This is a genomic window from Providencia alcalifaciens (assembly GCF_915403165.1).
Taxonomy (GTDB): domain Bacteria; phylum Pseudomonadota; class Gammaproteobacteria; order Enterobacterales; family Enterobacteriaceae; genus Providencia; species Providencia alcalifaciens_C.
In genome coordinates, this window is sequence record NZ_OU659204.1 from 2191223 (window position 1) to 2216609 (window position 25387).

The 25387-nt window shown below is 43.5% G+C and carries 26 protein-coding genes; 14 read left to right on the forward strand and 12 right to left on the reverse strand.

Going from position 1 to position 25387, the window contains the following annotated elements; translation table 11 throughout:
- Window position 1 precedes the first annotated feature (1 nt).
- Window positions 2-454 carry a DUF441 domain-containing protein gene (locus LDO73_RS10130; protein WP_036953250.1) on the reverse strand — a complete coding sequence of 151 codons (453 nt, stop codon included), beginning with the start codon at window positions 452-454 and terminating at the stop codon, window positions 2-4.
- Window positions 455-843: 389 nt separating this feature from the next.
- On the opposite strand from LDO73_RS10130, the gene LDO73_RS10135 reads away from it, so the two are divergent.
- The 5 genes from LDO73_RS10135 to LDO73_RS10155 all read left to right on the forward strand — a co-directional run bounded on the left by LDO73_RS10135 (window position 844) and on the right by LDO73_RS10155 (window position 4271).
- Window positions 844-1269 carry a PPC domain-containing DNA-binding protein gene (locus tag LDO73_RS10135; protein WP_224057773.1) on the forward strand — a complete coding sequence of 142 codons (426 nt, stop codon included), beginning with the start codon at window positions 844-846 and terminating at the stop codon, window positions 1267-1269.
- 63 nt (window positions 1270-1332) lie between these two features.
- On the forward strand, window positions 1333-1914 hold the full coding sequence (locus LDO73_RS10140; protein WP_036953246.1) for a membrane protein: 582 nt from the start codon (window positions 1333-1335) through the stop codon (window positions 1912-1914).
- 8 nt (window positions 1915-1922) lie between these two features.
- Window positions 1923-2627, forward strand: a complete 705-nt coding sequence (locus LDO73_RS10145; RefSeq protein WP_224057774.1) for an energy-coupling factor transporter transmembrane component T — start codon at window positions 1923-1925, stop codon at window positions 2625-2627.
- A complete protein-coding gene (locus LDO73_RS10150; RefSeq protein WP_224057775.1) occupies window positions 2618-3484 on the forward strand; it encodes an energy-coupling factor ABC transporter ATP-binding protein in 867 nt (288 codons plus the stop codon). The genes LDO73_RS10145 and LDO73_RS10150 overlap by 10 nt, the downstream gene beginning before the upstream one ends.
- Window positions 3471-4271 (forward strand): energy-coupling factor ABC transporter ATP-binding protein, encoded by an 801-nt coding sequence (locus tag LDO73_RS10155; RefSeq protein WP_224057776.1) that lies wholly within the window; start codon window positions 3471-3473, stop codon window positions 4269-4271. Before LDO73_RS10150 ends, LDO73_RS10155 begins: the two co-directional genes overlap by 14 nt.
- 68 nt (window positions 4272-4339) lie before the next feature.
- On the opposite strand, the gene purC is transcribed toward LDO73_RS10155, so the two are convergent.
- The 4 genes from purC to dapA form a co-directional block, all read right to left on the reverse strand.
- Window positions 4340-5053, reverse strand: coding sequence for a phosphoribosylaminoimidazolesuccinocarboxamide synthase (gene purC, locus LDO73_RS10160; RefSeq protein WP_224057777.1), 714 nt, complete (start codon window positions 5051-5053; stop codon window positions 4340-4342).
- A 309-nt stretch (window positions 5054-5362) separates the two neighbouring features.
- The gene (locus LDO73_RS10165; protein ID WP_224057778.1) at window positions 5363-6040 is read right to left on the reverse strand and encodes a hypothetical protein; all 678 of its coding nucleotides are present in this window, start codon (window positions 6038-6040) and stop codon (window positions 5363-5365) included.
- Between the two features lie 159 nt (window positions 6041-6199).
- Entirely contained in the window at window positions 6200-7252 is a 1053-nt protein-coding gene (gene bamC / locus LDO73_RS10170; protein WP_224057779.1) for an outer membrane protein assembly factor BamC, read from the reverse strand.
- A gap of 16 nt (window positions 7253-7268) precedes the next feature.
- Entirely contained in the window at window positions 7269-8177 is a 909-nt protein-coding gene (gene dapA, locus LDO73_RS10175; RefSeq protein WP_051422710.1) for a 4-hydroxy-tetrahydrodipicolinate synthase, read from the reverse strand.
- 248 nt (window positions 8178-8425) lie between these two features.
- Here dapA and LDO73_RS10180 point away from each other — a divergent pair, with 248 nt between their 5' ends.
- Window positions 8426-8983, forward strand: coding sequence for a glycine cleavage system transcriptional repressor (locus tag LDO73_RS10180; RefSeq protein ID WP_224057780.1), 558 nt, complete (start codon window positions 8426-8428; stop codon window positions 8981-8983).
- Between the two features lie 14 nt (window positions 8984-8997).
- Window positions 8998-9468: a thioredoxin-dependent thiol peroxidase gene (gene bcp, locus LDO73_RS10185; RefSeq protein ID WP_196712396.1), complete on the forward strand. Its 471-nt coding sequence runs from the start codon at window positions 8998-9000 to the stop codon at window positions 9466-9468.
- Between the two features lie 53 nt (window positions 9469-9521).
- Here bcp and LDO73_RS10190 read toward each other — a convergent pair whose 3' ends face one another.
- Complete coding sequence (locus LDO73_RS10190; RefSeq protein ID WP_224057781.1) at window positions 9522-10604, reverse strand: AI-2E family transporter; 1083 nt, start codon at window positions 10602-10604, stop codon at window positions 9522-9524.
- A 143-nt stretch (window positions 10605-10747) separates the two neighbouring features.
- Between LDO73_RS10190 and LDO73_RS10195 the strand changes: the two genes are divergently transcribed.
- Entirely contained in the window at window positions 10748-12214 is a 1467-nt protein-coding gene (locus LDO73_RS10195) for a tetratricopeptide repeat protein (RefSeq protein ID WP_224057782.1), read from the forward strand.
- Window positions 12215-12226: 12 nt separating this feature from the next.
- Window positions 12227-12583, forward strand: coding sequence for an arsenate reductase (glutaredoxin) (arsC, locus tag LDO73_RS10200; protein ID WP_224057783.1), 357 nt, complete (start codon window positions 12227-12229; stop codon window positions 12581-12583).
- Between the two features lie 50 nt (window positions 12584-12633).
- Here the strand turns inward: arsC and hda are convergent, their stop codons facing one another.
- The 3 genes from hda to upp all read right to left on the reverse strand — a co-directional run bounded on the left by hda (window position 12634) and on the right by upp (window position 15463).
- Entirely contained in the window at window positions 12634-13335 is a 702-nt protein-coding gene (gene hda / locus LDO73_RS10205; protein WP_036953226.1) for a DnaA inactivator Hda, read from the reverse strand.
- Window positions 13336-13465: 130 nt separating this feature from the next.
- On the reverse strand, window positions 13466-14761 hold the full coding sequence (gene uraA / locus LDO73_RS10210) for a uracil permease (protein WP_224057784.1): 1296 nt from the start codon (window positions 14759-14761) through the stop codon (window positions 13466-13468).
- Between the two features lie 75 nt (window positions 14762-14836).
- The gene (upp, locus tag LDO73_RS10215) at window positions 14837-15463 is read right to left on the reverse strand and encodes a uracil phosphoribosyltransferase (RefSeq protein ID WP_224057785.1); all 627 of its coding nucleotides are present in this window, start codon (window positions 15461-15463) and stop codon (window positions 14837-14839) included.
- A gap of 317 nt (window positions 15464-15780) precedes the next feature.
- Here upp and purM point away from each other — a divergent pair, with 317 nt between their 5' ends.
- Together purM and purN are read left to right on the forward strand one after the other, a co-directional pair.
- Window positions 15781-16821, forward strand: coding sequence for a phosphoribosylformylglycinamidine cyclo-ligase (gene purM / locus LDO73_RS10220; protein ID WP_224057786.1), 1041 nt, complete (start codon window positions 15781-15783; stop codon window positions 16819-16821).
- Entirely contained in the window at window positions 16821-17459 is a 639-nt protein-coding gene (gene purN / locus LDO73_RS10225) for a phosphoribosylglycinamide formyltransferase (protein ID WP_224057787.1), read from the forward strand. Before purM ends, purN begins: the two co-directional genes overlap by 1 nt.
- A gap of 91 nt (window positions 17460-17550) precedes the next feature.
- On the opposite strand, the gene LDO73_RS10230 is transcribed toward purN, so the two are convergent.
- From LDO73_RS10230 to LDO73_RS10240, 3 genes are all read right to left on the reverse strand, one after another.
- Window positions 17551-18300 (reverse strand): SDR family oxidoreductase, encoded by a 750-nt coding sequence (locus LDO73_RS10230; RefSeq protein ID WP_224057788.1) that lies wholly within the window; start codon window positions 18298-18300, stop codon window positions 17551-17553.
- Window positions 18301-18625: 325 nt separating this feature from the next.
- Complete coding sequence (locus LDO73_RS10235; protein ID WP_224057789.1) at window positions 18626-19681, reverse strand: bifunctional transcriptional activator/DNA repair enzyme AdaA; 1056 nt, start codon at window positions 19679-19681, stop codon at window positions 18626-18628.
- The gene (locus LDO73_RS10240) at window positions 19665-20441 is read right to left on the reverse strand and encodes an isocitrate lyase/PEP mutase family protein (RefSeq protein ID WP_224057790.1); all 777 of its coding nucleotides are present in this window, start codon (window positions 20439-20441) and stop codon (window positions 19665-19667) included. The genes LDO73_RS10235 and LDO73_RS10240 overlap by 17 nt, the downstream gene beginning before the upstream one ends.
- Window positions 20442-20940: 499 nt before the next feature.
- On the opposite strand from LDO73_RS10240, the gene speG reads away from it, so the two are divergent.
- The 3 genes from speG to ppx all read left to right on the forward strand — a co-directional run bounded on the left by speG (window position 20941) and on the right by ppx (window position 25173).
- The gene (gene speG, locus LDO73_RS10245) at window positions 20941-21477 is read left to right on the forward strand and encodes a spermidine N1-acetyltransferase (RefSeq protein ID WP_224057791.1); all 537 of its coding nucleotides are present in this window, start codon (window positions 20941-20943) and stop codon (window positions 21475-21477) included.
- A gap of 89 nt (window positions 21478-21566) precedes the next feature.
- Window positions 21567-23636 carry a polyphosphate kinase 1 gene (ppk1, locus tag LDO73_RS10250; protein ID WP_224057792.1) on the forward strand — a complete coding sequence of 690 codons (2070 nt, stop codon included), beginning with the start codon at window positions 21567-21569 and terminating at the stop codon, window positions 23634-23636.
- A gap of 4 nt (window positions 23637-23640) precedes the next feature.
- Complete coding sequence (gene ppx / locus LDO73_RS10255) at window positions 23641-25173, forward strand: exopolyphosphatase (protein ID WP_224057793.1); 1533 nt, start codon at window positions 23641-23643, stop codon at window positions 25171-25173.
- The last annotated feature ends 214 nt before the right edge of the window (window positions 25174-25387 follow it).

Genomic DNA, 25387 nt, shown 5'->3' on the forward strand with positions numbered 1-25387 from the left:
GTTACGATTTACCAATAAGTAACGACAGAATCCCGGCGGCGATCAATGGCCCAACAGGAACACCTCGGAATAAAGCAACACCAATCACAGTACCCACCAATAACCCCGCCACCGTCGAAGGCTGACTTCCCATCAGTGCTACCCCCCGACTACCTAGCCAAGAAACCAATATACCAATCACTATTGCCAATAATGATTTCCAATTCAAAAAGGAGCTTAATACATCATTCGCTGAGATTTTTCCGCTCGCAATAGGTGCCATGACACCTATCGTCAAAATTAAAATCCCGATGGTTAGCCCATATTTTTCGACCCAAGGGAAGAAATTATTCAGCGGCGTGATCCGCACCACCAGCAAAAATAGCATGGCTAACGTCACTGTCATGTTGTGGCTGATAATGCCTAATCCTGCCAATACCAGCAAAATGATCAGTGTAGGATCCACTTGGCTCATAATTTTTCCCCTGTAAAATAAGTGTATTGCAGCAATACAGCGTCACCGCGTCAATTGAGTTAGTATGTTATTGATCTCGCGTTGAAGAGGCAAATCATCCTTCACCTTTAAACGCTATTTTCTGTAGTCTATCTGAAAAAAGTTTATCTTAGAAAATAGGATTCCCTTCATTCATGGAACCCTAATAAAACTTAAGTTAAATAATTAGAATATTCGATACTCCATATTGTTTTTTCACCCACTATTCCGACCTTCTTGATCAATATTTTTTAAGATACAGAGTGTTTCACTAAAAAAAACCAAAAAAAATCTCTTTCCCAGACAGCAAGTTATCTATTCGTATAATAGATTGCCGTAATCTATAAACACGATTCACTAGGATCTCGGCTATGTCTCACGATTTAACCACTTATTCAAACGCTCGCTTTATCGCACTGCGTCTACGCCCAGGGGAAGATGTCATTCTTACCTTACAAGAACAGGTCAAACATCATCAGTTGCAAGCCGCATTTATTGCTGGCTGCGTGGGAAGCTTGACCGATGTCGCCTTACGTTTTGCTGGGCAAGAAAACACCCATCTTACCTCTGGTAAGTTTGAAATTGTTTCACTGATAGGCACCCTTGATGCTCAGGGTGAACATCTGCATTTGGCGATTTCCGATGAAAACGGACAAATGAGTGGTGGGCATATGATGCCGGGTTGTACCGTCAGAACCACCCTCGAATTGATTATTGGCGAACTGGAAAATAAAACCTTTACCCGCGAGCCTTGCGCGCTCTCAGGATATGAGGAATTGGTCGTCACCTCTCGTTAACTTTCGTTTTATTTTGATTTTCATTCTGGCTTTAATTTACAACTTATTAGGGATATTTAATTCATGGCAAACTCGTCAATAATCTCCAGCAGAACATTGGCTTTAATTGTTTTTTCCATTGCAATCAATATGGTGGTTGGGCAACTAAGTTCCATGTTAAAACTGCCTATCTTCCTTGATTCTATTGGCACTATCATCTGCGCACTGCTCGCAGGCCCTTGGGCTGCTATCTTCAGTGGCTTAGCGACTAACTTGCTTTGGGGGCTTTTAACTGGGCCTATCGCGGCAGCATTTGCCCCAGTGGCGATGATGATCGGCTTAAGTGCTGGTTTGCTGGCGCGTGCTGGCGGTTTTCGTACCCTACCACGCGTTATTTTATCAGGTGTGGTGATCACTATCGCACTGATGATTGTCGCCGTGCCTATTCGTACCTACTTATTTGCAGGTACCACCGGTAGCGGAGCAGACTTTTTTGTGGCTTATTTCCATGCTGTTGGTGAAAACTTATTAGAGTCTGTGGCTATCACCGTTTTAGGCGCTAATATTGCAGATAAGATAATTTCAGCTATTGTGGCTTGGTTGCTTGTCCGTCGTTTACCTGAGCGCGTTCAACGGACTTTCCCGAATATGGCTAAAGTGCGCTAGGGGTTAGAATGCACCCTTTTACCTCGCTAACCTTATGGGGGTGGCTTAGCGCCACTACCCTTTTTTTACCTTTTGGGCTACCCCTAATCATCGTCGCTTGCAGTATTTTTTTGGCGGTTATTTTATGGCCAGCCGCCCGCTATCGCTGGAAATTTATTGTCTGGTTTATGGTACCGATGGCCGCAGGGCTTTGGTTGGTGCATGGTGGCTGGTTAAGCCAATTACTTTCTGGTACCCATCCTTCTGATATTCAGCAGCAAAAAGCCCTCGCATTATGGTTTAGGTTGCTAGCGATTATTAGTGCCTCTCAATTATGGCTACAATATGTGCCCACTGAGCGATTTATCCGGGCGCTATTTGCCAGTCGTCTCCCTGCCAGTTTTGCCTACGTGCTCGCCGGCCCTCTTTTACTTGTTGAACAACTTCGTCAGCAGCTTGCCACGATCCGTGAAGCTCAGCTTGCCCGAGGCGTGCCCTTAGACGGCCACTTTTGGCAACGATTAACCACGTTACCCGCCTTATTATTTCCCCTTGCGAGCCAAGCACTCAGTGAGCTAACCGTCCGCAGTGCTGCCCTAGATATGCGCGGTTTTCGTTACACTCGCCATCGCACCACATTGAATAAACCTACGGATAGCCGCCTTCAATATGCATTGCGTCTTGGCTTATTAGTGTTAATCGTGATTGAAGGAGTATTCACGCTATGTTGGTAAACATGACGGAAAATAGGGTGGTAAATCTACAGCAAATGACGTTTACACCTCAGGACAGCGAGAAACCTATCCTGTCAGGGATTAACCTAGCCCTATCACACGGAAATTGGCATTGTGTGTTAGGCGGAAATGGCAGCGGAAAAACCACATTAGCCCAACTGTTAGCGGGTTGGTTGCCTGATCAGTTAACTGGAAATATCACGGGTAATGGCATGATCCTTGCCCAACCATTAGGGGAGCAATCTTTAGTTGAACTCTCTATTGAGCGTCAACTCGTGCAACAATCTCCGCAGTTGCAACTCTCTGGCTGTACGTTTACCGTTGAGCAAGAAGTGGCTTTTGGCCCCGAAAATTTAGGGCTTCCACCCGAAGAAATCACTCAACGGATTGAACAAGCTCTTGAGTTAACGTTCAGCCAAAATTTACGCATTCGTCACCCGGCAACACTCTCTGGCGGGGAAGCTCAGCGCGTTGTATTGGCGAGTGCGCTTGCTATGCAACCACGATTATTACTATTGGATGAAGCCTTTAGCCGATTAACTCCCGCAGCCACACATCGATTACTCGCTCAGTTAAAAAATTACAGTGAACAAACCGGCTGTTGTGTGATCCTGTTCGAACGGCATTTACTGCCAGCGCTGCATTTTTGCGATGATTTTTCGTTACTTGAACAAGGTATTATTACTGCTCAAGGGGATATTAACGCCATATTTTTACCTGCGCAGCAGACAATCAATATGCCCGATGCGTGGCGTGTTGTCGGGAAATTAATGGAACGTGGCAGTTGGCACTCCCCAGTGCCTCGCAATGAACAACAACTGATTCAAGGTATTGAGGCGAGTTATGCTGCAAATTAATCAATTAAGCTTTCAATACACCCCTAAAACAGCACATGCCATTGAAGATCTCACACTGACACTGCACGCAGGAGAATGGGTGGCATTGGTGGGTGATAATGGCGCGGGAAAATCCACCTTATTGCGTTTAATGACCGGTTTATTGCCGCCTTCGCATGGGGAAGTCAATTTTAATCAACAACCTATCAGTGAATTGAAAGCAGCAAAACGTGCCCAACAGATTGGGATTTTATTCCAAGAGGCTGAAAAACAGATTTTTCACAGCACGGTGAAAGATGAGATTATGTTTGGATTACGCCGCCAAAAATTTTCCTCATCAGATATCGCTGAAAAATTAGAGCGAGCTTTAACACTTTGCCATTTAACTGATGTTGCAGATAAACATCCGCTTGATTTACATTCAGCCCAGCGGCGAATGGTCGCTGTGGCCTGTTTAACCGCTGTTCAGCCTAAATTACTGCTGTTAGATGAGCCAAGCCGAGATTTCGATACACTGTGGTTAGGGTATTTTGAGCAATGGCTCGATTATCAAAAACAATTGGGTACTACGGTTGTCACGATCAGCCATGATTTGGATTTTGCGGCTCGGCATTTTGCTCGCGCGCTACATTTATCTCAAGGTCGCTTAGTGGCTGATGGTAATATTGAGACGGTATTACGCCACCCTGAGTTACAGCCTGATTCTGTTTTGCCATCCCCTACTTTGCATTCACTTAGCCATCAATTGAACCTTCCTATCGAAAACCAAGCTGAGCGTTGGGTTCAGCAATTTTTGGTACAGTCATGATTTGAAGACAAAAAAATAGCCTGCGGTTGGCAGGCTATCATTCTTCATATTAGTGAAGTTTTAGAAACTTAATCGAGTTTAACGCCGATACGACGAGCGACTTCTTCGTAAGCTTCAATCAAGCCACCAAGGCTTTGACGAAAACGGTCTTTGTCCATTTTGTTCAGGGTTTCTTTATCCCACAAACGGCTACCGTCTGGAGAGAATTCATCACCCAGCACAACTTCACCGTTGAATAAACCGAACTCCAATTTAAAGTCGACTAAGATCAAACCTGCATCCGCAAAAATCTTGCTTAAAACATCGTTCGCTTTGTAGCTCAGTTCGCGCATTTTCGCTAAGTTTTCTTTGCTCACCCAACCAAACGTTTCGCAGTAAGACTCGTTCACCATTGGGTCATGTTTAGCGTCATCTTTCAGGAATAAGTCGAACAGAGGCGGGTTTAAAATCATCCCTTCTTCAACCCCAAGGCGCTTAACCAGAGAGCCTGCCGCACGGTTACGGATAACGCATTCAACCGGCACCATATCCAGTTTTTTAACCAATGCTTCAGTGTCAGATAATAAGGCTTCCATCTGTGTAGGAATGCCTGCTTCTTGCAACTTAGTCATGATGAAATGGTTAAATTTGTTATTAACCATTCCCTTACGGTCAAACTGTTCGATACGCTCGCCATCGAGTGCTGATGTATCATTACGGAACTCCAGAACTAATAAATCTGGATCCTCTGTGGTATAGACCGTTTTTGCCTTGCCACGATACAACTCAGCTTTCTTTTGCATCTTAAACACTCCAGGGATGTGATTACACTCAATAGAAATCAACCTGCACAGCAGATTCAGATAAGTAACAGTAGAATAGATCGCTAAAAATAGCGGGTTCATTGTTAATTTTCTGCTCTGATTCAGTCAGTTACCCCAAAAACATTGATACAGCGCTAACTAACTGATATTCAATATTTTATGATTAACTGCTAATTATGATAATAAAATTCTCTCGCATACGCAAACGATTACTTAGCTGCAAATACTGATTTTTTGTCCATTTGTTTCACTGAGAATTTTATGATGGATAGGTGCGCAGGTGGGTAGTTAAATTAATGGATGTTTGCTGATAACAATCAGTTTGTGGGTATATACGTCGATATCTCTACCCCAAAGTTGATTAATCCACTGGCTAAAGAATTCAGACTCAGTATGGATTTGTGTTAGTGGTCTGTCTTCGTGCGTGCCATCGGAAGCATAAATATAATAGCCTTGATAAAATGCCCAAGAAATCATGATTTCCCAGAAGCGTTGCCCATCACGAGTATGCTCTTCATCCGTTACCATGATGCTATGGTTGTCGAGCAAATGAATGAAAAATATTCGAGGTAAATCTCCAATATTATTCCGGTGTAGATGGGATATAGTGCGCCAAACTTTAATTTGTGTACCCGTAGTTTCACCAAAGATAATATCCGTACGGAATCTCAGCTCCAGCAAGTAAACTGTTTCTGGTATTCCCTCCATCGCTAATAATCGATATTGTTCTTTTTTGAGTGATTTAACTAACCGGTATCCTTTGGGGATAACATAGCCGGGTAAATCAAAGTCCACAATTCCGTCTCGAATAAAGCTTTCCGTATGGCTCTGGTTATTTGCGGTACTGCGTAATTTATAATTAAATTCAGCCCCTGATATTTGTCTTGGCATCGAAGTACTATCACTCTTGGTCGTTGGTTTAGATGCGTTATTATCCACGACTTTTCCCTCACTGTTAGCCTTCATTGACTGAAGTATATCCGAAAAATAGCCTCTAATACATTCACCGTTAGAGTGACTATTAAGCGGTTTTATTACGTTTACATCACGTTTTTACCTGAAAAAAACGCCATCCCATAGGACGGCGTTTTCACTTGATAGAACAAATAAGTTAGCTAACTAAACTTATTTTTTAGTCGGTGCTTTACTGAAAGCGGCTTTCAGTGCGGCGACCATTTCATCATTCTGTTTCTGAGTTAATGGTACGCCTTTGGTGTTGATAAACTGTAGGCTACTACGGTTATTCAAATCACCCACTTGGACTTTATAGTCATCTTCAGGTACCGATGGGTCATCAATACCCAGCGCTTGCCACTCAGAGCTGCTCAAGCCTTTGTAAGTCACCATGACGGAACCTGCTGAACGGCTACGATCACCCACTTTCATGCCAACGCTTTCTAATGCGTGAGGTAAACGCTCCCAAACCGCATCGTACGGCGCACGAACGATAACCACTGGTAAGCCAGTGTCATTGCTGCCTGTTTGAACATCAATGATGCCATAGGCGCTTTGCAGGCTATTTTTGCTTGAAGTATCACGCAGGGTGTACAGAGCATCGGTTAAATCGTTTAATAACAGTTTGTTATAACGTTGGATTTCCGCTGCATCTGTCACTGTTTCATCACCTTGGCGTAAGCCTAAGTTAGTCACTGTTAACGCAATCATGCCATTTTCTGGCTGAACCGTGACTTTATGACGGCTCTCTAATGGGACGTTTTCGTCTGCACGATCCCATTTAATCCAGTCAGTTTCGATAGAGCGAGAACCATCGTTCTTCGTAGAGACTGGGATACCACGCTGTTCTAAAATCATGGTTACTTGCGACCATAACGCATTATTTTCAGGAGTATTATCTAGCAACAAACGGCTGGCTTCTGCGCTGTTTTCAGTGCGTGAACCCGCTAATTGTGAAATCGTCAGTACTGGTGGGCGAATATCTAACGCTTTCCCAACCGCCCCTGTTGAGGTGGTTTTAGGAATATCATATTCACCATTAGTTGCTGGTAAAGTGATCCCCTGCGGCGCGCTTAGCACTTTCAATGGCGCAGCATTAAGATATTCCTCATCACCACTGACCTGACGTTTATAGCGCTGATCGCTGGAGCAGGCTGCCAGTAACACGACAAGTGACAGGCCAGCAACCTTCATAACCTTCGATTTTTGCAATAATGTTGCCATTAAAATTCCCTAAATTTTACAGTAAACCCGCGAGTTTCAAGGCATCTTCAACCTTTTGCTGTCCAGATACAGTTAACGGTGTCATTGGTAACCGTAATGTATCATCCGCAATAAGACCTAAACGATGACAAGCCCATTTCGCAGGGATTGGATTCGGCTCAACAAATAACTGATGATGAAGTCCCATCAGCTGTTTATTCAATTCACGGGCCTCAGTATATTTGCCCGCAAGCGCTAAGTCACACATTTTTACCATCTGCGCAGCCGCGACGTTGGACGTGACCGAAATGACGCCCTTTCCACCGAGTTGCATGAAATCAAGTGCAGTCGCATCATCGCCAGAAAGCAGAACAAAATGGTCATCAACCAACTCTTTGATTTGATGAACCCGTGCTAAGTTCCCTGTGGCTTCTTTAATTGCCACAATATTCGCCAATTTCGCCAAGCGGCCCACAGTTTCAGGTAATAAATCACATCCAGTGCGCGATGGTACATTATAGAGAACTTGTGGCAAGCTGGTGTTTTCTGAGATTGCTTTAAAATGCTGATATAAGCCTTCTTGTGACGGTCTATTATAATAAGGCGTTACTGTTAGGCACGCAACTACACCACTGTTTTCAAACTCATTTGTTAGTGAAATCGCTTCTGCGGTCGCATTTGCACCTGTTCCCGCAATAATTGGGATACGTCCATCTGCTAGCTCAAGCGTCGCTTTCACTACATCAACATGCTCTTTATGGTTTAATGTTGCTGATTCCCCCGTTGTTCCCACTGACACAATCGCAGAGGTTTTATTTGCGACATGGTAATCCACCAGCTGTTTCAAGCTTTTTCTATCAACGTTACCCGCTGAATCCATTGGTGTGATCACAGCAACAATACTGCCTTGTAAAAAGTCTTTGTAGTTTACGTTTTGATTAGCCATCGCAATGCCCCCTAAATAGTGAGTTTCCATGTTACGTTTTCATTTCACAGAAGAAAACCACCCAAACGCAAGATTTTAATGAATTTTGTTAATGCCGATGACATTAACTTAAATAGAAGTAATAATTCAGCCATATTTGTCGCAAGAGTGAATCGCCCCACTTGGCAGATTCACAATTTTATGGTTTCCTTACCACCATCCTGAGTCAATATCATTGACCTAAATTTAGTCAAAATAAGGAAGATACTTTGCCTAAGACTGAACCGCAATTTCTTGTTATTACTGCGCTGGGAACAGATCGTCCGGGCATTGTGAATACAATGACACGCCTTGTCAGTGAATGTGATTGTAATATTGAGGATAGTCGACTCGCTATGTTTGGCGAGGAATTTACTTTTATAATGATGTTATCCGGCAGTTGGAATGCTATCACGCTTCTAGAGGCGATTTTACCGACTAAAGGGGCAGAGTTAGATTTGCTGATTGTGATGAAACGCACGCATAGCGTACAAAAAACCTACTATCCGTCTACTGTAACCGTGAATGTGATGGTGGACGATGCGCCGCGTATTATTGAACAATTTACCAATTTGTTTACCACTCAACAGTGCAACATCGCAGAATTGATTTCTAAAACACAGCCTGCAAATGATACACAACCGGCCCAATTGGAAATTCAAATTACAGCCCATGACCCACTGGATGATAATGGCATAATTATAAAGAATAAATTTCAACAACTATGTACAATGCTAAATGCCAAAGGCAACATCAGTATTGTTAACAACCCCAAAATGCAGAGTTAACGGAGATATATGTAATGAACCCATTGAAAGCCGGTGATAAGGCACCTCAATTTAGCCTTCCTGACCAAGATGGTGAAATCATCAATCTTTCTGATTTCCAGGGTCAACGCGTATTAGTTTACTTTTATCCTAAAGCGATGACACCAGGCTGTACAGTTCAAGCATGTGGACTGCGTGATGAGATGGATACACTAAAAGCAAAAGGTGTCGAAGTTTTAGGTATTAGTACAGACAAACCAGAAAAATTGGCTCGTTTCGCTGAAAAAGAGTTATTAAACTTCACACTGTTATCCGATGAAGATCATCAAATTTGTGAACAATTTGGTGTGTGGGGTGAAAAACAATTTATGGGTAAAACTTATGACGGTATCCACCGCATTAGTTTCCTTGTCGATGCAAATGGCACCATCGAGCACGTATTTGACGATTTTAAAACCAGTAACCACCACGAAATCGTATTAGCATATATCAACGCTCACGCCTAATTACTCAAAAGGGTTGCTAATTTAGCAACCCTTTTTCTTCATGACTCTATTTTCTAACCTTCTGTTTTTTCTGTTGTCTCACTATCACTCAAATCTTGTGGCCATGCGTTAATCACCGCTTTGATTAAGGTTGCTAGCGGGATCGCAAAAAACACGCCCCAGAATCCCCATAACCCGCCAAAAATCACCACAGACAAGATAATCACGAGTGGGTGTAAGTTCACGGCTTCTGAGTACAACAGCGGCACGACGATGTTACTGTCTAGCCCTTGGATCACCAGATAAACAATAAACAGTGACCAGAACTCAGTACCTACGCCCCATTGAAATAATGCGACTAAGACCACCGGAATGGTGGCTGCCACTGCACCGATATATGGGATCAAAACAGAAACGCCAACCAATACGGATAACAGCACTGAGTAACGCAGATCAAAATAGGCAAAACCAATATAGGTACAGACACCAACAATCACCATTTCCGTGACTTTACCACGCAAATAGTTGGTAATTTGCTGATTCATCTCCAGCCAAACTTTACTGACCAAAAGACGATTTTTCGGTAACAGTTTTAAGAAACTTTTGGTGATCTTTTCTTTATCTTTTAATAAGAAAAACATCATCAACGGCACTAAAACCAGATAGATTGCTAATGTAAAAATACCAATTAATGAAGCAACTGACGCTTTTACCACAGACTCCGCAACAACTGACAACCTACTGCGCACATTATCTGCCATCATATCAATGATGCCAGCATCAACCAGTGCAGGATATTGCTCCGGTAATCGGCGAGCAAACTCGCTAAAGCGATTGACCATGTTAGGTAAATCCGCCACGAGATTGATCCCTTGCTGCCATGCTGTTGGTGCAATAATTAAGATCACCATGGCACTTATTCCAGCAAACAAGGTCAAAATGATGCTAACCGCTAAAACGCGGGATAAACCAAGTCGTTGGAGTAAATGTGTTGGCCATTCCAGTAAATACGCTAAGACAATTGCGACTAATAATGGAGCCAGTATACTGCTGAAGAAAAAGATGACCAGAAAGCCAATAACCAGCAAACTAAACAATGCAACTGCTTGCGGGTCAGCAAAGCGCCGACGGTACCATTGTAAAAACATTTCTAACATTCATTGGCTCCTGGGAATGTAAAACAAAGACAGTTCCTAAATTAAAGAAAATTATACCGAATAACAGATTTTACGATAGCTTTTGCTATCATATCTCCCAATTAATTCGTATTTTCTGTAGGTAATAAGTGAAGATATGCACTATGAATAAAAAATTGAAATATCCACTGCTCGCTATCCTGATGTCCGCACTTATCCATGGTGCTGTATTACCTGCCTATAGTGCTGTTGAAGATACCCTACCCGATATCGGTACAACCGCAGGAGGAACTCTCAGCATTAACCAAGAAATCATTATGGGTGATGCCATCACTCGTCAAATTCGAGGAAGTACCCCCCTCATTTATGACCCCTTACTAACCCAGTACGTGAATAAGCTTGGGCAACGTTTAGTGACGAATGCAGATTCCGTCAAAACGCCATTTAAATTTTACCTTGTCAATAACCCGAATATTAACGCTTACGCCTATTTTGGCGGTAACGTGGTTCTTCACTCGGCACTGTTTCGTTATAGCCAAAATGAGAGCCAGCTTGCTTCCGTTATGGCGCACGAAATCTCTCACGTCACCCAGCGCCATCTGGCGCGAATGATGGAAGACCAAAAGGCCACAACACCGTTAGCTATCGCGGGGACTATCGGTTCTCTATTATTGGTAATGGCGAACCCGCAAGCTGGTTTTGCTGCATTAACGGGAACATTCGCGGGAATGCAGCAAGGGATGATCAGCTTTACACAAGCCAATGAGCAAGAAGCCGACCGAATTGGCCTACAAACATTACGTCGCTCAGGGTTTGACCCTCATGCCATGGCTGATTTTATGCAAACCATGTCTGACCAAACCCGCTATATGTCTAAACCGCCAGAAATTTTGCTGACTCACCCCTTACCTGACAGCCGTTTAGCCGATGCTCGTAACCGTTCAAACCAATATCCCAAAGTCCATGCCCCATCCTCATTAGACTTTATGTTGGCACGCGTTCGAATTTTGTCGATGTACAGCCCTGCGGATCAACGCAATGCGCTGGATCAAATCATCGAAAATTACAGTAAAGGCAATGCTCAAGAGCAAATGGCGGCGAAGTACGGCAAAGCATTATTGTTATCTCAAGATAAAAAATACAGCGAAGCGGGCGTTATTATTTCTGAATTGTTAGCCAAGCAGCCGGATAACCCGTGGTTTATCGACTCCATGACCGATATCGATATTGAGCAAAAACAAGTCGGTAAAGCAGTTGCTCGTCTACAAGATGCATTGAAGAAATCGCCGAAAAATACGGTATTTATTGTTAACCTTGCGAACGCATATGTCAGTAATGGGCAGTATAAAGACGCCACTAATTTATTAAATAAATACACGTTTGATTACCCAGACGACCCAATTGGCTGGGATCTGCTTGCCGAAGCCTCAGCAAAACTGGGGGATCGTAATGCAGAATTGGCGGCATATGCCGAAGGTATGGCACTGCGTGGCAACTACGACACTGCCATCAATTATTTAAGCGAAGCGAGCCGTAAAAGCCGCTTAGGCAGTTATGAACAACAACGTTTTGATGCGCGAATCGATGAACTCACTCGATTAAAAGAGCGCGATAGCAACGCAAAACCGTAAGGAATAAAGATAATGACGGATTCAATTAAAATTTATCACAACCCTCGCTGCTCCAAGAGCCGTGAAACACTGGCTTTATTGCAAGAAAAAGGCATCACGCCAACGGTGGTTGAATATCTAACGACGCCACCTTCAGTGGCTGACATTGAGAAATTGCTAAAGATGCTTGGATTTACCGATGCGCGCCAGTTAATGCGCACCAAAGAAGATATCTATAAAGAGTTGAAATTAGCGGATAATAACGTCACTCAAGCGCAGCTTATTCAAGCCATGCATGATAATCCAAAGTTAATTGAGCGCCCGATTGTGGTAAAAGGTAAAAAAGCCAAGTTAGGTCGGCCACCAGAGCAAGTGCTGGAAATTTTATAAGTAGGCTATTTGGCAGACAATAGATTGGCAGTCAATAGGCTGCCAATTTTTTATAATTTGAGAATGTCTTTAACGAAAGGAATGGTCATTTTACGTTGAGCAACAATCGAAGCATGATCAAGCTTATTTAAGATATCAAATAAGGTACCCATCTTTCTGTCTAACCGTTTTAATACAAACCGGCAAACATCTTCAGGCAATTCAAATCCACGAATACTGGCACGTAATTGCAGCGCACAAATTTTGTCTTCATCACTTAAAGGGTGCAGTTTATAAATTTGCCCCCAATCGAGGCGAGAGGCTAAATCCGGCAGTTTCAAATCAATCTGGCGCGGCGGGCGATCCCCGGTGATCAGTAAGCACGTTCGACCAATTTCTAAAATGCGGTTATACAGATTGAAGATGGCCATTTCCCACTCTTCATCTCCCGCGATGCATTGAATATTATCAATACAGACCAGAGAAAGATGTTCCATACCTTCTAGCACATCTGGCACAAAGTAAGCGCGTTTATCCAGCGGCACATAACCCACAGCAACACCTTGCTCAGATAACTCAGCACATGCCGCATGCAGTAAATGACTCTTACCGCCCCCTTCTCTTGACCAGTAATAAATATAACTACCGTGAGGCTGATTAATCGCCGTTTTTAGCGCAGAGAGTAATCCCTCATTTTCCCCTGCATAGAAACTGGCAAAGGTTTCATCATCTGGAAGAGAAAGTGGTAATGAGAGTTGAGATGGTGTATTCAGAAGCGCCTCTGATTGTGCAGTTCAATTAACGCCATTGAGTTTATCATAAATAACAAGAAGAGATGAACAGCCTGACGGTTAATTGCCGGAGCTTTAGCCACTCCGGCAATCTATTTCACTTAATCGTGACTTATTTTTTATTTTCGTCTAAGACTTTCACTTCAGAAGTCACAAACTGTTTTTCTGGGCGAACAAAGGTAATAAAGCGGAATAACAGCGCCATCAGAATACCGACGATTGTCGCCAACGCCATACCTTTCAGTTCAGCTTGACCAATGTGGATCACTGCGCCACTCACACCGATGATTAAAATCACTGAAGTTAAAATCAGGTTTTGTGGTTTGTTATAATCCACTTTCGAATCAATCAGAACACGAATTCCCGATGCACCGATTACGCCGTACAGTAACAGTGAAACACCCCCCATAACAGGTACTGGCACTAATTGAATCGCTGCCGCTAATTTGCCCACGCAAGAGAGTAAGATAGCGATAATGGCCGCGCCACCGATGACCCACGTACTGTAAACCTTAGTAATCGCCATCACGCCGATATTTTCACCGTAAGTGGTATTTGGCGTCGAACCAAAGAAACCCGACAACACGGTAGAGAAACCGTTTGCGAACATGGAACGATGTAAGCCTGGGTTTTTCATTAAGTCACGCTCAACGATATTCGCCGTCACCACTAAGTGCCCAACGTGTTCTGCAATCACCACTAACGCCGCAGGTAAAATGGTTAAAATCGCAAACCACTCAAAGCGCGGTGTATAGAATGTTGGAACTGCAAACCATGGAGCCTCGATAACTGGCGTGAAATCCACTATCCCCATGAAATAAGAGAGTGCATAGCCCGTTAAGAAGCCAATTAAGATTGGGATAATCGATAGGAATCCACGGAAAACCACGGCACACAAAATAGTGACTGACAATGTGGTGATTGAGATAATTAAGGTACTTGAATCAACCGCCGCACCTTCTTTTGGTAACAGCCCAGCCATACTAGCTGCTACTTGCGCTAATTCTAGACCGATAACTGCGACAATCGCCCCCATCGCTGCAGGTGGGAACATCACGTTGATCCAGCCACGCCCTGCCACTTTGACAATCAATGCCACGATACAAAATAGCACCCCGCAGATAATAAACCCGCCAAGCGCTAGCTCATACCCAAGAGGAAGTAAAATTAATACCGGAGAAATAAAGGCGAAACTCGACCCTAAATAAGCAGGAATTTTACCCTTACAGATAAATAAATACAGCAGCGTACCGATCCCGTTGAATAATAAAATTGTTGCCGGGTTCACGCCAAATAAAATAGGAACAATAACCGTTGCCCCAAACATGGCAAACAAATGTTGAAAGCTTAATGGAATGGTTTGTAGTAATGGTGGTCTTTCTTCAACACTTATCGTGCGGCGTGTCATGCTCGTCATCCTCTTATGCGTCGTGAATATTATTTTTTTATCAAAAAAAAGCCGACTCTTCAGTCGGCTTCATTATTATTTAGTACCAAATATCTTATCGCCCGCGTCTCCGAGACCTGGAACGATGTAACCATCTTTATTTAAATATTGATCAATCGAAGCGGTATACAGTTCAACATCAGGGTGAGCAGCTTCTAATGCAGCAATCCCTTCCGGTGCAGCAACAAGAACTAATATTTTAATTGAATTACAACCAGATTTTTTCAGAAGGTCGATAGTTGCAATCATCGAGCCACCGGTTGCTAACATGGGGTCAACAACCAAAGCCATACGCTCATCGATGTTTGAAACTAGCTTTTGGAAATATGGGACAGGTTGTAACGTTTCTTCATCACGGTAAATACCTACTACGCTGATACGTGCACTTGGAACGCTTTCCAGAACGCCGTTCATCATGCCAATACCGGCACGCAGGATAGGAACTACAGTGATTTTTTTACCTTTAATTTGCTCAATTTCTACAGGACCACACCAACCATCAATTGTTACTTTTTCAGTTTCTAGGTCAGCGGTCGCTTCATAAGTCAGTAGGCTACCAACCTCTGAGGCCAGTTCACGAAAGCGCTTAGTGCTTATGTCATGATCTCGCATCAGGCCGAGTTTATGTTTAACGAGAGGGTGTTTTACCTCAACGATCTTCATGGGTTTCTCCTACTTTTTTAAAACGTTACCGGACAAAAAAATCGCGGGATTATACCGCTTTTTTCCCTCAATGCCACTAGTATCATCTTGATTCAGGTCAAACAATCATCAATCTGGCGTTATTTGCTGAATTAGTATACACATAATATTTTTTATGGTGTAGGCAGTGAATAAAATCATGCGCTTTGCGTCACGACATCACAATTTATTGCAGCAAATATTTCAGTCAGAAAGCTATCGCAAACGTTTGCGGAGCCTGATAGAATATCGGCAAATGAAGTTATCTTTTCCAAAATGCAATTGCCTTGGGGGCCGTAGTGACTGATAAAACCTCTCTCAGCTATAAAGATGCCGGTGTTGATATTGATGCAGGTAACGCATTGGTTGAACGTATCAAAGGTGTGGTGAAAGAGACTCGCCGTCCAGAAGTGATGGGAGGATTGGGAGGGTTCGGCGCACTGTGTGCCCTGCCACAAAAATACCGCGAGCCTGTTTTAGTCTCAGGCACTGACGGTGTGGGAACTAAACTACGCCTCGCCATGGACTTAAAACGTCATGAGTCCATCGGTATCGATTTAGTCGCTATGTGCGTCAACGACCTAATTGTCCAAGGTGCTGAGCCACTGTTTTTCTTAGACTATTATGCAACTGGCAAACTGGATGTAGATACCGCCGCGAGCGTTATCACGGGGATCGCGGAAGGCTGTAAGCAGTCTGGCTGTGCATTAGTCGGTGGTGAAACCGCTGAAATGCCGGGCATGTACCACGGCGAGGATTATGATGTTGCTGGCTTCTGTGTGGGTGTTGTTGAGCGCTCTGAAATTATTGATGGCACAAAAGTCAGTGCGGGCGACGCGCTGATCGCGTTAGCCTCAAGCGGCCCTCACTCTAACGGTTATTCATTAGTGCGTAAAATTCTGGAAGTCAGCAAAACCAATCCAGAAACCACGCAATTAGCGGGCAAACCTCTCGCTGATCACCTGTTAGAACCAACCCGTATCTATGTTAAAAATGTCTTAGAATTAATTGCTAAAAACGATATTCATGCCATTGCACACATTACGGGCGGCGGCTTCTGGGAAAATATTCCTCGCGTTTTACCTGACAACACCCAAGCCATCATTGACGGCAACAGCTGGGAATGGCCTGCGGTATTCGAATGGCTGCAACAAGCGGGTGATGTCACCACCCACGAAATGTATCGTACATTTAACTGCGGCGTCGGTATTATCATTGCTCTGCCACAAACCGAAGTTGAATCTGCATTAAAACTGCTGAGCGCATTGGGCGAAAATGCTTGGCAGATCGGGACAATTGGCGAATTACCTGCGGGTGAAGAGCAGGTTGTTATCCGCTAATGAAAAACATCGTTGTTTTGATTTCAGGCAGTGGCAGTAATTTGCAGTCGATTATTGATGCCTGCCAACGCCATGAAATCGATGGGCAAATCGTCGCGGTGATCAGTAATAAAAGTGATGCTTACGGTTTGGTTCGCGCACAAGAGGCTGGCATTCCAGCCCTTTGTGTTAGCTCGAAAGCATTCACTGAACGCCAAGCCTACGATGCTGCACTGTTAGACGCTATCGAGCAGTATCAACCGGATTTAGTGGCATTAGCTGGGTTTATGCGCATTTTAACCCCTGATTTTGTGAAACATTTCACAGGGAAAATGCTGAATATCCACCCTTCTTTATTGCCTAAATATCCGGGGCTGCATACCCATCGACGCGCACTTGAAAATGGTGATAAAGAACACGGTACTTCCGTACATTTTGTCACTGAAGAGCTCGATGGTGGTCCGATTATTTTGCAAGGATATGTGCCGGTGTTACCGCAAGATACTGAAGACGATTTGGTTGAACGCGTTAAACTGCAAGAGCACCTGATTTATCCTCAAGTTATTGCGTGGTTTGTTTCCTGTCGCCTCGTAATGCAAGACGGTAAAGCCCTGCTCGATGGCCAGCCGCTATCAGCGACAGGTTATCACGCAAATTAATGCGCAATTCAGTAGATTTAAATACATTCGCTCAGATTTGGTTGGCAGGTCTGAGCGAATAACTCAAGTTCAGCCATCCGCAAGAAACGCTTTATTTCCCACCCGCCAAATCGATAAAACTTCCCGTGACGTAAGATGCCTCACCAGACAACAACCACGCGATAGCCTGAGCGACTTCTTCTGGCTGGCCTCCACGTTTCATCGGTAAACTCTCTTTAACCCGATCAACCCGTGCAGCTTCACCACCATCGGCATGCATATCTGTATAGATAAAACCGGGGCGGACGGCATTGACTCGAATACCCTCCCCAGCGACTTCGAGAGATAAACCAATCGTCATTGTATCGATGGCACCTTTGGATGCGGCATAGTCCACATACTCATGTGGGGAGCCAAGGCGAGATGCCGCAGAAGAAACATTAACAATCGCGCCACCTTGCCCACCATGACGAAACGCCATACGTTTGACCGCTTCACGCGCACAGAGAAAGCTACCGCTGACATTCGTTGCAAATAATTGAGCTAATCGCTGTGCATCTAACTGCTCTATTGAGGCTTGAGGCATGATTATTCCTGCGTTGTTAACCAGCCCAGAAATGGGGCCTAATTCTTTATCGATCTGCTGAAACAACGAAACAATTTGTTCTTCCTGAGAAATATCGGCCTGCACCGCAATGGCGGTACCACCTGCATGGCGAATTATGTCTAAAACTTCCTGCGCGCAGTCTTGACGAGTGTGGTAGCCAATACAAACTTTATGACCTTTATGTGCCAAATTGATTGCTGTCGCTCGACCGATACCGCGATCGCCACCCGTTATCAACGTAATATTGTTTTTCATGTTTTATGCGCCCAGTTTTAATTTTATTTTTTCTTATTGACCAATATTAAGACTGAAATGTACAGGTAAAATACTGGCATGACGAAAAATACACGTTTTCCTGACAATTTAGTGATAAGCCACCAACAAACGCGCTTACTAAGAGTGAGGCTCCTAAATAAGCACTTCGATAGCGTTCTGGAGCCAGATGATTAACCGGAAAGGCAGCGCTGAGCGAGAAACAGACATCTCTCTAAAGATTGCGAATAAATAACAAGTTGGAAAAAGCGGTTAAGTATAAAATTTAACTTTCTCCACTTTGTTTTATTTCAATAATCTAAGTGAATCACTCTTCTAAACAGTTTTTTCGTTCATGCTCAATAAGCCATTCTTTACGCGCTATACCACCACCATAACCTGTCATTGCACCATCTTTACCAATAATTCTGTGGCACGGTATGATGATAGCTATTCGGTTCGCACCATTGGCTGCCGCCACTGCGCGTACTGCTTTGATATTCCCAATCTGCTCAGATAGTGCTTGGTAGTGAGATATTTGCCCATAGCTAACACCACGTACCCCTAGCCAGACAGAACGTTGGAAATCACTACCTGGGGTAACTAGGCGTAGATCAAATTTCTGACGTGTTCCAGAAAAATACTCGGTAATCTCTTTTTCAGCCTGACGTGTATGAACGTTTTCCCCTGAAATTATTCGCGCTTTAAGCAACTTTTGAAGATAGCGAAATTCGGCTTCCAACATTCTTCGGTCAGTAAACTCCAGCAGACAAACACCGTGTTCTGTGGCACAGACAAACATGGGCCCAAGTGGTGTAGTAAAACGGTGAATCATAATCATCTGACTCTGCTGAGTCGGGGCAGCACCTGTTATGTTCTTATAGGTATAACCAAAACCGCTCAATGATTCATAACCATTATCCAAAGCAACATCCGTGGCAGTTCGACCACTTTTAAGCTCTTGAACCGCTATATTAACCCGCTGCATTCGTTGAAATGTCTGGAAGGTAATTCCATGATTTTGTAGAAACCAACGACGTACTCTTTCTGGGCTGATACCATGCATCCGTAATTCAGAATCTTTTATTTTTGCTTTAGGGTATGCACGTACAAGCCCCAGCGCTTGCTCAATGAAAAGCGGTGCACTATATGCATTTTCTGTAGGACGACACACTTTACAGGGGCGAAACCCTGCATCCAAAGCCGACTTAAAATCTCGATAAAAATCAACATTTTTACGTTTTGGTTTACGTGCCCGACACACTGAAATACAAAATACGCCAGTAGTTTTGACACCAACAAAAAAAACGCCTGTATATTCTGCATTGCGTTCAAGTAATGCCTGATACCAGATATTACACTGATTATTATCGAGAACTTTCATCCACAAAAACTCCTGCAAATGTCTGCTGTGATTGGATAGTTAACATCAAGTCTCTAAGCTTTGTTTGAAGAGCAGAATGAATAAAATTCCCCATTGAAATACGTTTTACGCCCAGTATACTTAATCTCTCAAATTTAGGCAGATTAGGCATACACATTACATTTAATGGCAAGCTAATTGATTTGGAAATAATCTCTATATCATTTTCTAATGTTAGGCATGGGACAAAAAGCCCATCAGCACCCGCTGCTTTATAAAGCCGCCCGCGGAACAAGGTTTCCTCCAATGATTGTTCATGATTTAGGAGGTATGTATCGGTACGAATATTTAAAAATAATGGGCTATCTTCTAAGATTAATGCCGCTCTTATCTCTTTTAATGCCTCGGAAAATATTGTTGCATCACCAAGTTGTCTGACACCATTAATCACTCTGCTGTCTTCAAGGTTTATACCAACAACCCCTAACTGAATAAGGCGTTTGAGATTAATAGCAATCTCCTCAGAGGTATCACCAAATCCAGCTTCTACATCAACGCTTAATGGTAGATTACTAACAGATTTGATGCGACTGACAATGTAAAATAGCTCATCAAAAGAAATGGATTCCCCATCTTCGTAACCTAATGTAGCGGCAATCGCTGCACTTGAAGTCCCTAGTGCCTGATAGCCTGCTTGCTGCGCAGCAATCGCACTTCCTGCATCCCAAACATTCGCAATAAGTAGCGGTTTATTTTGATTATGAAGCTCAATGAAATTCATGTTTATCTCCTTTTTGAATGAAGATAAACCTAAAATATTCAATGCTCCCTAACAACCGAAAATTGGACGACCATTTTTGTATGTTATCTATATCAACCAAGGAAAAATCTTCTCTACTTTGTTGTTCAACACGCTCTAGTTCTTATAACGTCCGCTCTTGGCACAAGGCTGTCCGCTATTTTAGATTTACATCACCGCCATCCCGACTCAGTTCTGTACGAGTACAATCTTTAGATGGATACAATTTCCGCCCTTTTCTATTTCTAGCCACGTATTTTCAGATATTACGTTCACTCTTGTGGTCTAAACCCACCATCAACCACATGCCAACCACTCCCCCTTAAACCAACTAATCTTCGACAAACTCTCCCTCACCCTGCTTTCTGTCATTATTTTATTGCAAATAAGTGGTATCCTTATAACAGCGCTAAGTAATTAATTTTCTAGTTGATACTTTCGCCATAAATAGTTTTATAATTAATAACAATCGAGGTGTTTTATGACGACCGGGCAAGCTCATCTGTTTAAGTTGCGCCCACTTGAGCGTGAAGACTTAGCTTTCATCCACCAGCTGGACAATAACGCCAATATTATGCGTTATTGGTTCGAAGAGCCTTATGAGGCATTCGTTGAGCTCAGTGATCTTTACGATAAGCATATTCACGACCAATCCGAACGCCGCTTTATTGTCGAATCAGACAGTGAAAAAGTCGGTTTAGTCGAGCTGGTTGAAATTGATTATGTTCACCGTCGTTCTGAATTCCAGATTATCATTGCACCCCGCTATCAAGGGAAAGGGTATGCAAGCCGCGCTGCAAAACTGGCCATGGACTACGCCTTTTCAGTGCTCAATTTGTACAAACTTTATCTGATAGTCGATAAAGAAAATGTCAAAGCTATCCATATTTATAATAAACTCGACTTCCACACAGAAGGCGAGCTAATTGATGAGTTTTTTGTTAATGGTCGCTACCACACCGCAATCCGTATGTGTGTGTTCCAGCACCAATATTTTGCAATGAAACAGCAGTCTTAAAACGCTTAATATTTCCAAGAATAGCGCGATAGAAGTCAAAGGTGATAATCGGTTTTTATCAGTATTAACCAGTCGAATACGGAGCAACAATGTCCCAAGAACGCCTCTATCATGAAAAAGAGCTCAGCTGGCTCTCTTTTAACGAACGAGTTCTCCAAGAAGCCGCGGATAAGCGGAACCCTCTTATAGAACGAATGCGTTTTTTGGGCATTTACTCCAATAACTTAGATGAATTCTATAAAGTCCGTTTTGCGGATGTAAAACGTCGCATCTTAATCAATGAAGAACGCGGCTCTGCCAGTGGTGCTCGTCATCTGCTCAAACGCATTCAATCTAAAGTGGCCAAACAAGAGCAAGAGTTCGACGTTCTCTACAACGACCTGCTCCTTGAAATGGCACGTAACCAAATATTCTTAATTAATGAGCGTCAAATTTCACCGCGCCAGCAAATTTGGTTACGCCAATACTTTCGTCAAAATCTACGCCAACATATCACGCCGATTTTAATCAATCGTGATACTAACTTAGTGGAATTTCTGAAAGATGATTACACCTACCTCGCCGTTGAAATTATTAATGGTGCTGAAGTGCAATACGCCTTATTAGAGATCCCATCGGATAAAGTTCCACGTTTTGTTAATCTCCCGCCAGAGATGCCAAAGCGTCGCAAATCAATGATTTTAATTGACAATATCCTTCGCTATACCCTCGATGAAATTTTTAAAGGCTTCTTTGACTACGACAAGCTCAATGCCTATTCCATGAAAATGACCCGTGATGCGGAATATGATATCGCCACGGAGATGGAGTCTAGCCTGCTAGAAATTATGTCATCCACGTTAAAACAGCGGTTAACGGCGGAGCCAGTTCGCTTTGTTTATCAACGTGATATGCCCGATGAAATGGTCGCGCTACTACGAGAAAAACTGGGGTTATCGAATGATGACTCGGTGATTGCAGGAGGGCGTTACCATAACTTTAAAGATTTTATTAACTTCCCGAATGAAGGGAATAAAAACTTACTCAACAAACCATTACCGCGCTTACGCCACCGCTGGTTTGATAACTTCCGTAACGGATTTGACGCCATTCGCGAACGCGATGTGTTGCTCTACTACCCTTATTACACGTTCGAGCACACGTTAGAATTGCTGCGCCAAGCGTCGTTTGACCCGAATGTGCTATCCATCAAAATCAATATTTACCGTGTGGCAAAAGACTCTCGCATCATCGACTCGGTGATCCACGCTGCCCACAACGGTAAAAAAGTGACCGTGGTCGTGGAACTGCAAGCGCGTTTTGATGAAGCCGCTAATATTCACTGGGCAAAACGCCTGACTGAAGCGGGCGTCCACGTTATCTTCTCCGCGCCGGGGCTTAAAATTCACGCCAAGTTGTTTATTATCTCCCGTATGGAAGAAGGCCAAATTGTTCGCTATGCCCATATCGGTACGGGTAACTTTAACGAAAAAACCGCTCGCCTCTACACCGATTACTCATTACTCACCTGTAACGAGCAAATCACTAACGAAGTGCGCCGAGTATTTAGCTTTATTGAAAACCCGTATCGCCCTGTGACATTCGATAATTTGATGGTGTCTCCGCAAAATACACGCACCAAAATCACTGAGTTAATTGACCAAGAAATTGCGAATGCGCAAGCTGGGTTACCGAGCGGCATCACGCTGAAAATTAATAACTTAGTCGATAAAGAACTGACCGATAAGCTTTATGATGCCTCCAATGCAGGCGTTAAAATTCGCTTGTTAGTGCGTGGTATGTGTTCACTTGTCTCAGGGCAACAAGGCTATAGCGAAAATATCCAAGTCACCAGTGTGGTCGACCGATTCTTAGAGCATGACCGTGTTTACGTCTTCACCAATGCCGGTGATGAAAAAGTCTTTATCTCTTCGGCCGATTGGATGACCCGCAACATCGACTACCGTATCGAAGTCGCCGTTCGTTTGCTGGATCCGCGACTTAAACAGATGGTTTTAGATATCCTCGAATTACAGTTCAGTGATACCGTCAAAGCCCGCTTTGTTGACAAAGAACTCAGTAATCATTATGTTCCCCGCGGCAATAAGCGCAAAATTCGCGCTCAATTAGCTGTTTATGAATTTTTAAAAGCACTCGAAATGCCTGACACAAGAGCTTGATACTATGCCAATTGCCAGTTCATCTACCCCAAGACCACAAGAAATTGCGGCGATTGACTTGGGTTCAAACAGTTTTCATATGGTTATTGCGCGTATTGTCAATGGAGCACTACAAGTTCTAACCCGTTTAAAAAAACGTGTTCATCTTGCTGATGGGCTGAGTGATACCAATGAACTCAGTGAAGAAGCCATGGAACGTGGCTTGGCGTGTTTATCGCTATTTGCTGAGCGTCTACAAGGCTTCACGCCCGATAACGTCTGTATCGTTGGTACCCATTCATTACGAGTCGCCACCAACGTCGAAGAATTCCTGCGCCGTGCCAAGGCCATTATTCCCTACCCGATTGAGATCATTTCAGGGCAAGAAGAGGCTCGCTTGATTTTTATGGGTGTTGAGCACACTCAGCCGGAAAAAGGACGCAAACTGGTTATCGATATTGGCGGCGGATCCACGGAGCTGGTGATCGGTGAAAAATTTGAACCGATTTTAATTGAAAGCCGCCGTATGGGCTGTGTTAGCTTTGCGCGTCACTATTTTCCTAACGAAACCATTTCCCCAGAGAATTTTAATCGCGCCTATTTAGCCGCCTGCTTAAAATTGGAAAGCACCGCTACCCTGTTTAAAAAACAAGTCTGGGACGTGGCCATGGGGGCCTCCGGCACCATTAAAGCGGCACATGCGGTGATTGTAGAGATGGGCGACCGTGATGGCATTATTACCCGCGAGCGTCTCGAAAAAATCAAACAGCTAGCACTGAAGCATAAAACATTTCGTTCATTAGAAATTCCAGGGCTTTCTGCTGATCGCAAACAAGTTTTTGTACCCGGTTTAGCTATCTTAATTGCGGTGTTTGATTCCCTCGAAATCAAAGAATTACGACTCTCAGACGGAGCCTTACGTGAAGGTGTTCTCTATGAAATGGAAGGTCGCTTTCGCCACCAAGATATTCGTCAACGTACCGCGTTAAGCCTTGCCGAGCACTATAATATCGACCGCGAACAAGCTAAACGGGTTTTGAAAACCATGGAAGAGCTGTATTATCAGTGGCGTCAGCAGAACCCTAAACAGGCCAACCCACAATTAGAATCCATTTTAATTTGGGCGGTTATGCTGCACGAAGTGGGATTGAGCATTAACCATAGTGGCATGCACCGTCACTCCGCCTATATCTTACAAAACACTAACTTACCGGGATTTAGCCAAGAGCAACAATTGCTGTTATCCACGTTGGTTCGTCATCATCGTCGCGCCATTAAATACGATGAAATACCTAAGTTTAACTTGTTTAAACGCAAGCAATTTATGCCGTTGATTCAGATTTTGCGCTTATCTATCTTATTGAATAATCAGCGCCAATCGACAACGACGCCTTCGTCTATGCGCATTGAAACCGACGAAGGTCATTGGACACTTTTCTTACCTGAGCAGTATCTCGCCCACAATGCGTTAATGCTGCTCGACCTTGAAAAAGAGAGTGCATACTGGGAAGAAGTTCCTGGCTGGAAACTCACTATTTGCGCAGAAAATGAGCCATAGGCTGATATGACTCAAAAATGGGTGTGATTTAGAAAACAGAAACAAAAAATAATGATTTGCGGTCAGTGTTGTTTTGTTCTTCTTATTCGAAATATGAACAGATTTGATATTTTTTTGGGATCAGCGACAATACTGGGTAGAAGTTTCGTCACCTCGCAGGCGAATTAATTTAAAGCGCTTCGGCGTCGAATGGTTTAAGGATTAACATGTCACA

Bases quoted from the DNA above. Each gene is read 5' to 3' on its own strand.
- LDO73_RS10155 (WP_224057776.1), top strand. From the start codon at position 3,471: ATGCTGCAAATTAATCAATTAAGCTTTCAATACACCCCTAAAACAGCA.
- LDO73_RS10190 (WP_224057781.1), bottom strand. From the start codon at position 10,604: ATGTTAGAAATGTTTTTACAATGGTACCGTCGGCGCTTTGCTGACCCG.
- LDO73_RS10150 (WP_224057775.1), top strand. From the start codon at position 2,618: ATGTTGGTAAACATGACGGAAAATAGGGTGGTAAATCTACAGCAAATG.
- purN (WP_224057787.1), top strand. From the start codon at position 16,821: ATGAAAAACATCGTTGTTTTGATTTCAGGCAGTGGCAGTAATTTGCAG.
- dapA (WP_051422710.1), bottom strand. From the start codon at position 8,177: ATGGCTAATCAAAACGTAAACTACAAAGACTTTTTACAAGGCAGTATT.
- LDO73_RS10130 (WP_036953250.1), bottom strand. From the start codon at position 454: ATGAGCCAAGTGGATCCTACACTGATCATTTTGCTGGTATTGGCAGGA.
- LDO73_RS10135 (WP_224057773.1), top strand. From the start codon at position 844: ATGTCTCACGATTTAACCACTTATTCAAACGCTCGCTTTATCGCACTG.
- LDO73_RS10230 (WP_224057788.1), bottom strand. From the start codon at position 18,300: ATGAAAAACAATATTACGTTGATAACGGGTGGCGATCGCGGTATCGGT.
- bamC (WP_224057779.1), bottom strand. From the start codon at position 7,252: ATGGCAACATTATTGCAAAAATCGAAGGTTATGAAGGTTGCTGGCCTG.
- LDO73_RS10195 (WP_224057782.1), top strand. From the start codon at position 10,748: ATGAATAAAAAATTGAAATATCCACTGCTCGCTATCCTGATGTCCGCA.
- bcp (WP_196712396.1), top strand. From the start codon at position 8,998: ATGAACCCATTGAAAGCCGGTGATAAGGCACCTCAATTTAGCCTTCCT.
- LDO73_RS10140 (WP_036953246.1), top strand. From the start codon at position 1,333: ATGGCAAACTCGTCAATAATCTCCAGCAGAACATTGGCTTTAATTGTT.
- upp (WP_224057785.1), bottom strand. From the start codon at position 15,463: ATGAAGATCGTTGAGGTAAAACACCCTCTCGTTAAACATAAACTCGGC.
- arsC (WP_224057783.1), top strand. From the start codon at position 12,227: ATGACGGATTCAATTAAAATTTATCACAACCCTCGCTGCTCCAAGAGC.
- LDO73_RS10145 (WP_224057774.1), top strand. From the start codon at position 1,923: ATGCACCCTTTTACCTCGCTAACCTTATGGGGGTGGCTTAGCGCCACT.
- ppx (WP_224057793.1), top strand. From the start codon at position 23,641: ATGCCAATTGCCAGTTCATCTACCCCAAGACCACAAGAAATTGCGGCG.
- LDO73_RS10235 (WP_224057789.1), bottom strand. From the start codon at position 19,681: ATGAAAGTTCTCGATAATAATCAGTGTAATATCTGGTATCAGGCATTA.
- purC (WP_224057777.1), bottom strand. From the start codon at position 5,053: ATGCAAAAGAAAGCTGAGTTGTATCGTGGCAAGGCAAAAACGGTCTAT.
- LDO73_RS10165 (WP_224057778.1), bottom strand. From the start codon at position 6,040: ATGAAGGCTAACAGTGAGGGAAAAGTCGTGGATAATAACGCATCTAAA.
- uraA (WP_224057784.1), bottom strand. From the start codon at position 14,761: ATGACACGCCGCACGATAAGTGTTGAAGAAAGACCACCATTACTACAA.
- LDO73_RS10240 (WP_224057790.1), bottom strand. From the start codon at position 20,441: ATGAATTTCATTGAGCTTCATAATCAAAATAAACCGCTACTTATTGCG.
- ppk1 (WP_224057792.1), top strand. From the start codon at position 21,567: ATGTCCCAAGAACGCCTCTATCATGAAAAAGAGCTCAGCTGGCTCTCT.
- speG (WP_224057791.1), top strand. From the start codon at position 20,941: ATGACGACCGGGCAAGCTCATCTGTTTAAGTTGCGCCCACTTGAGCGT.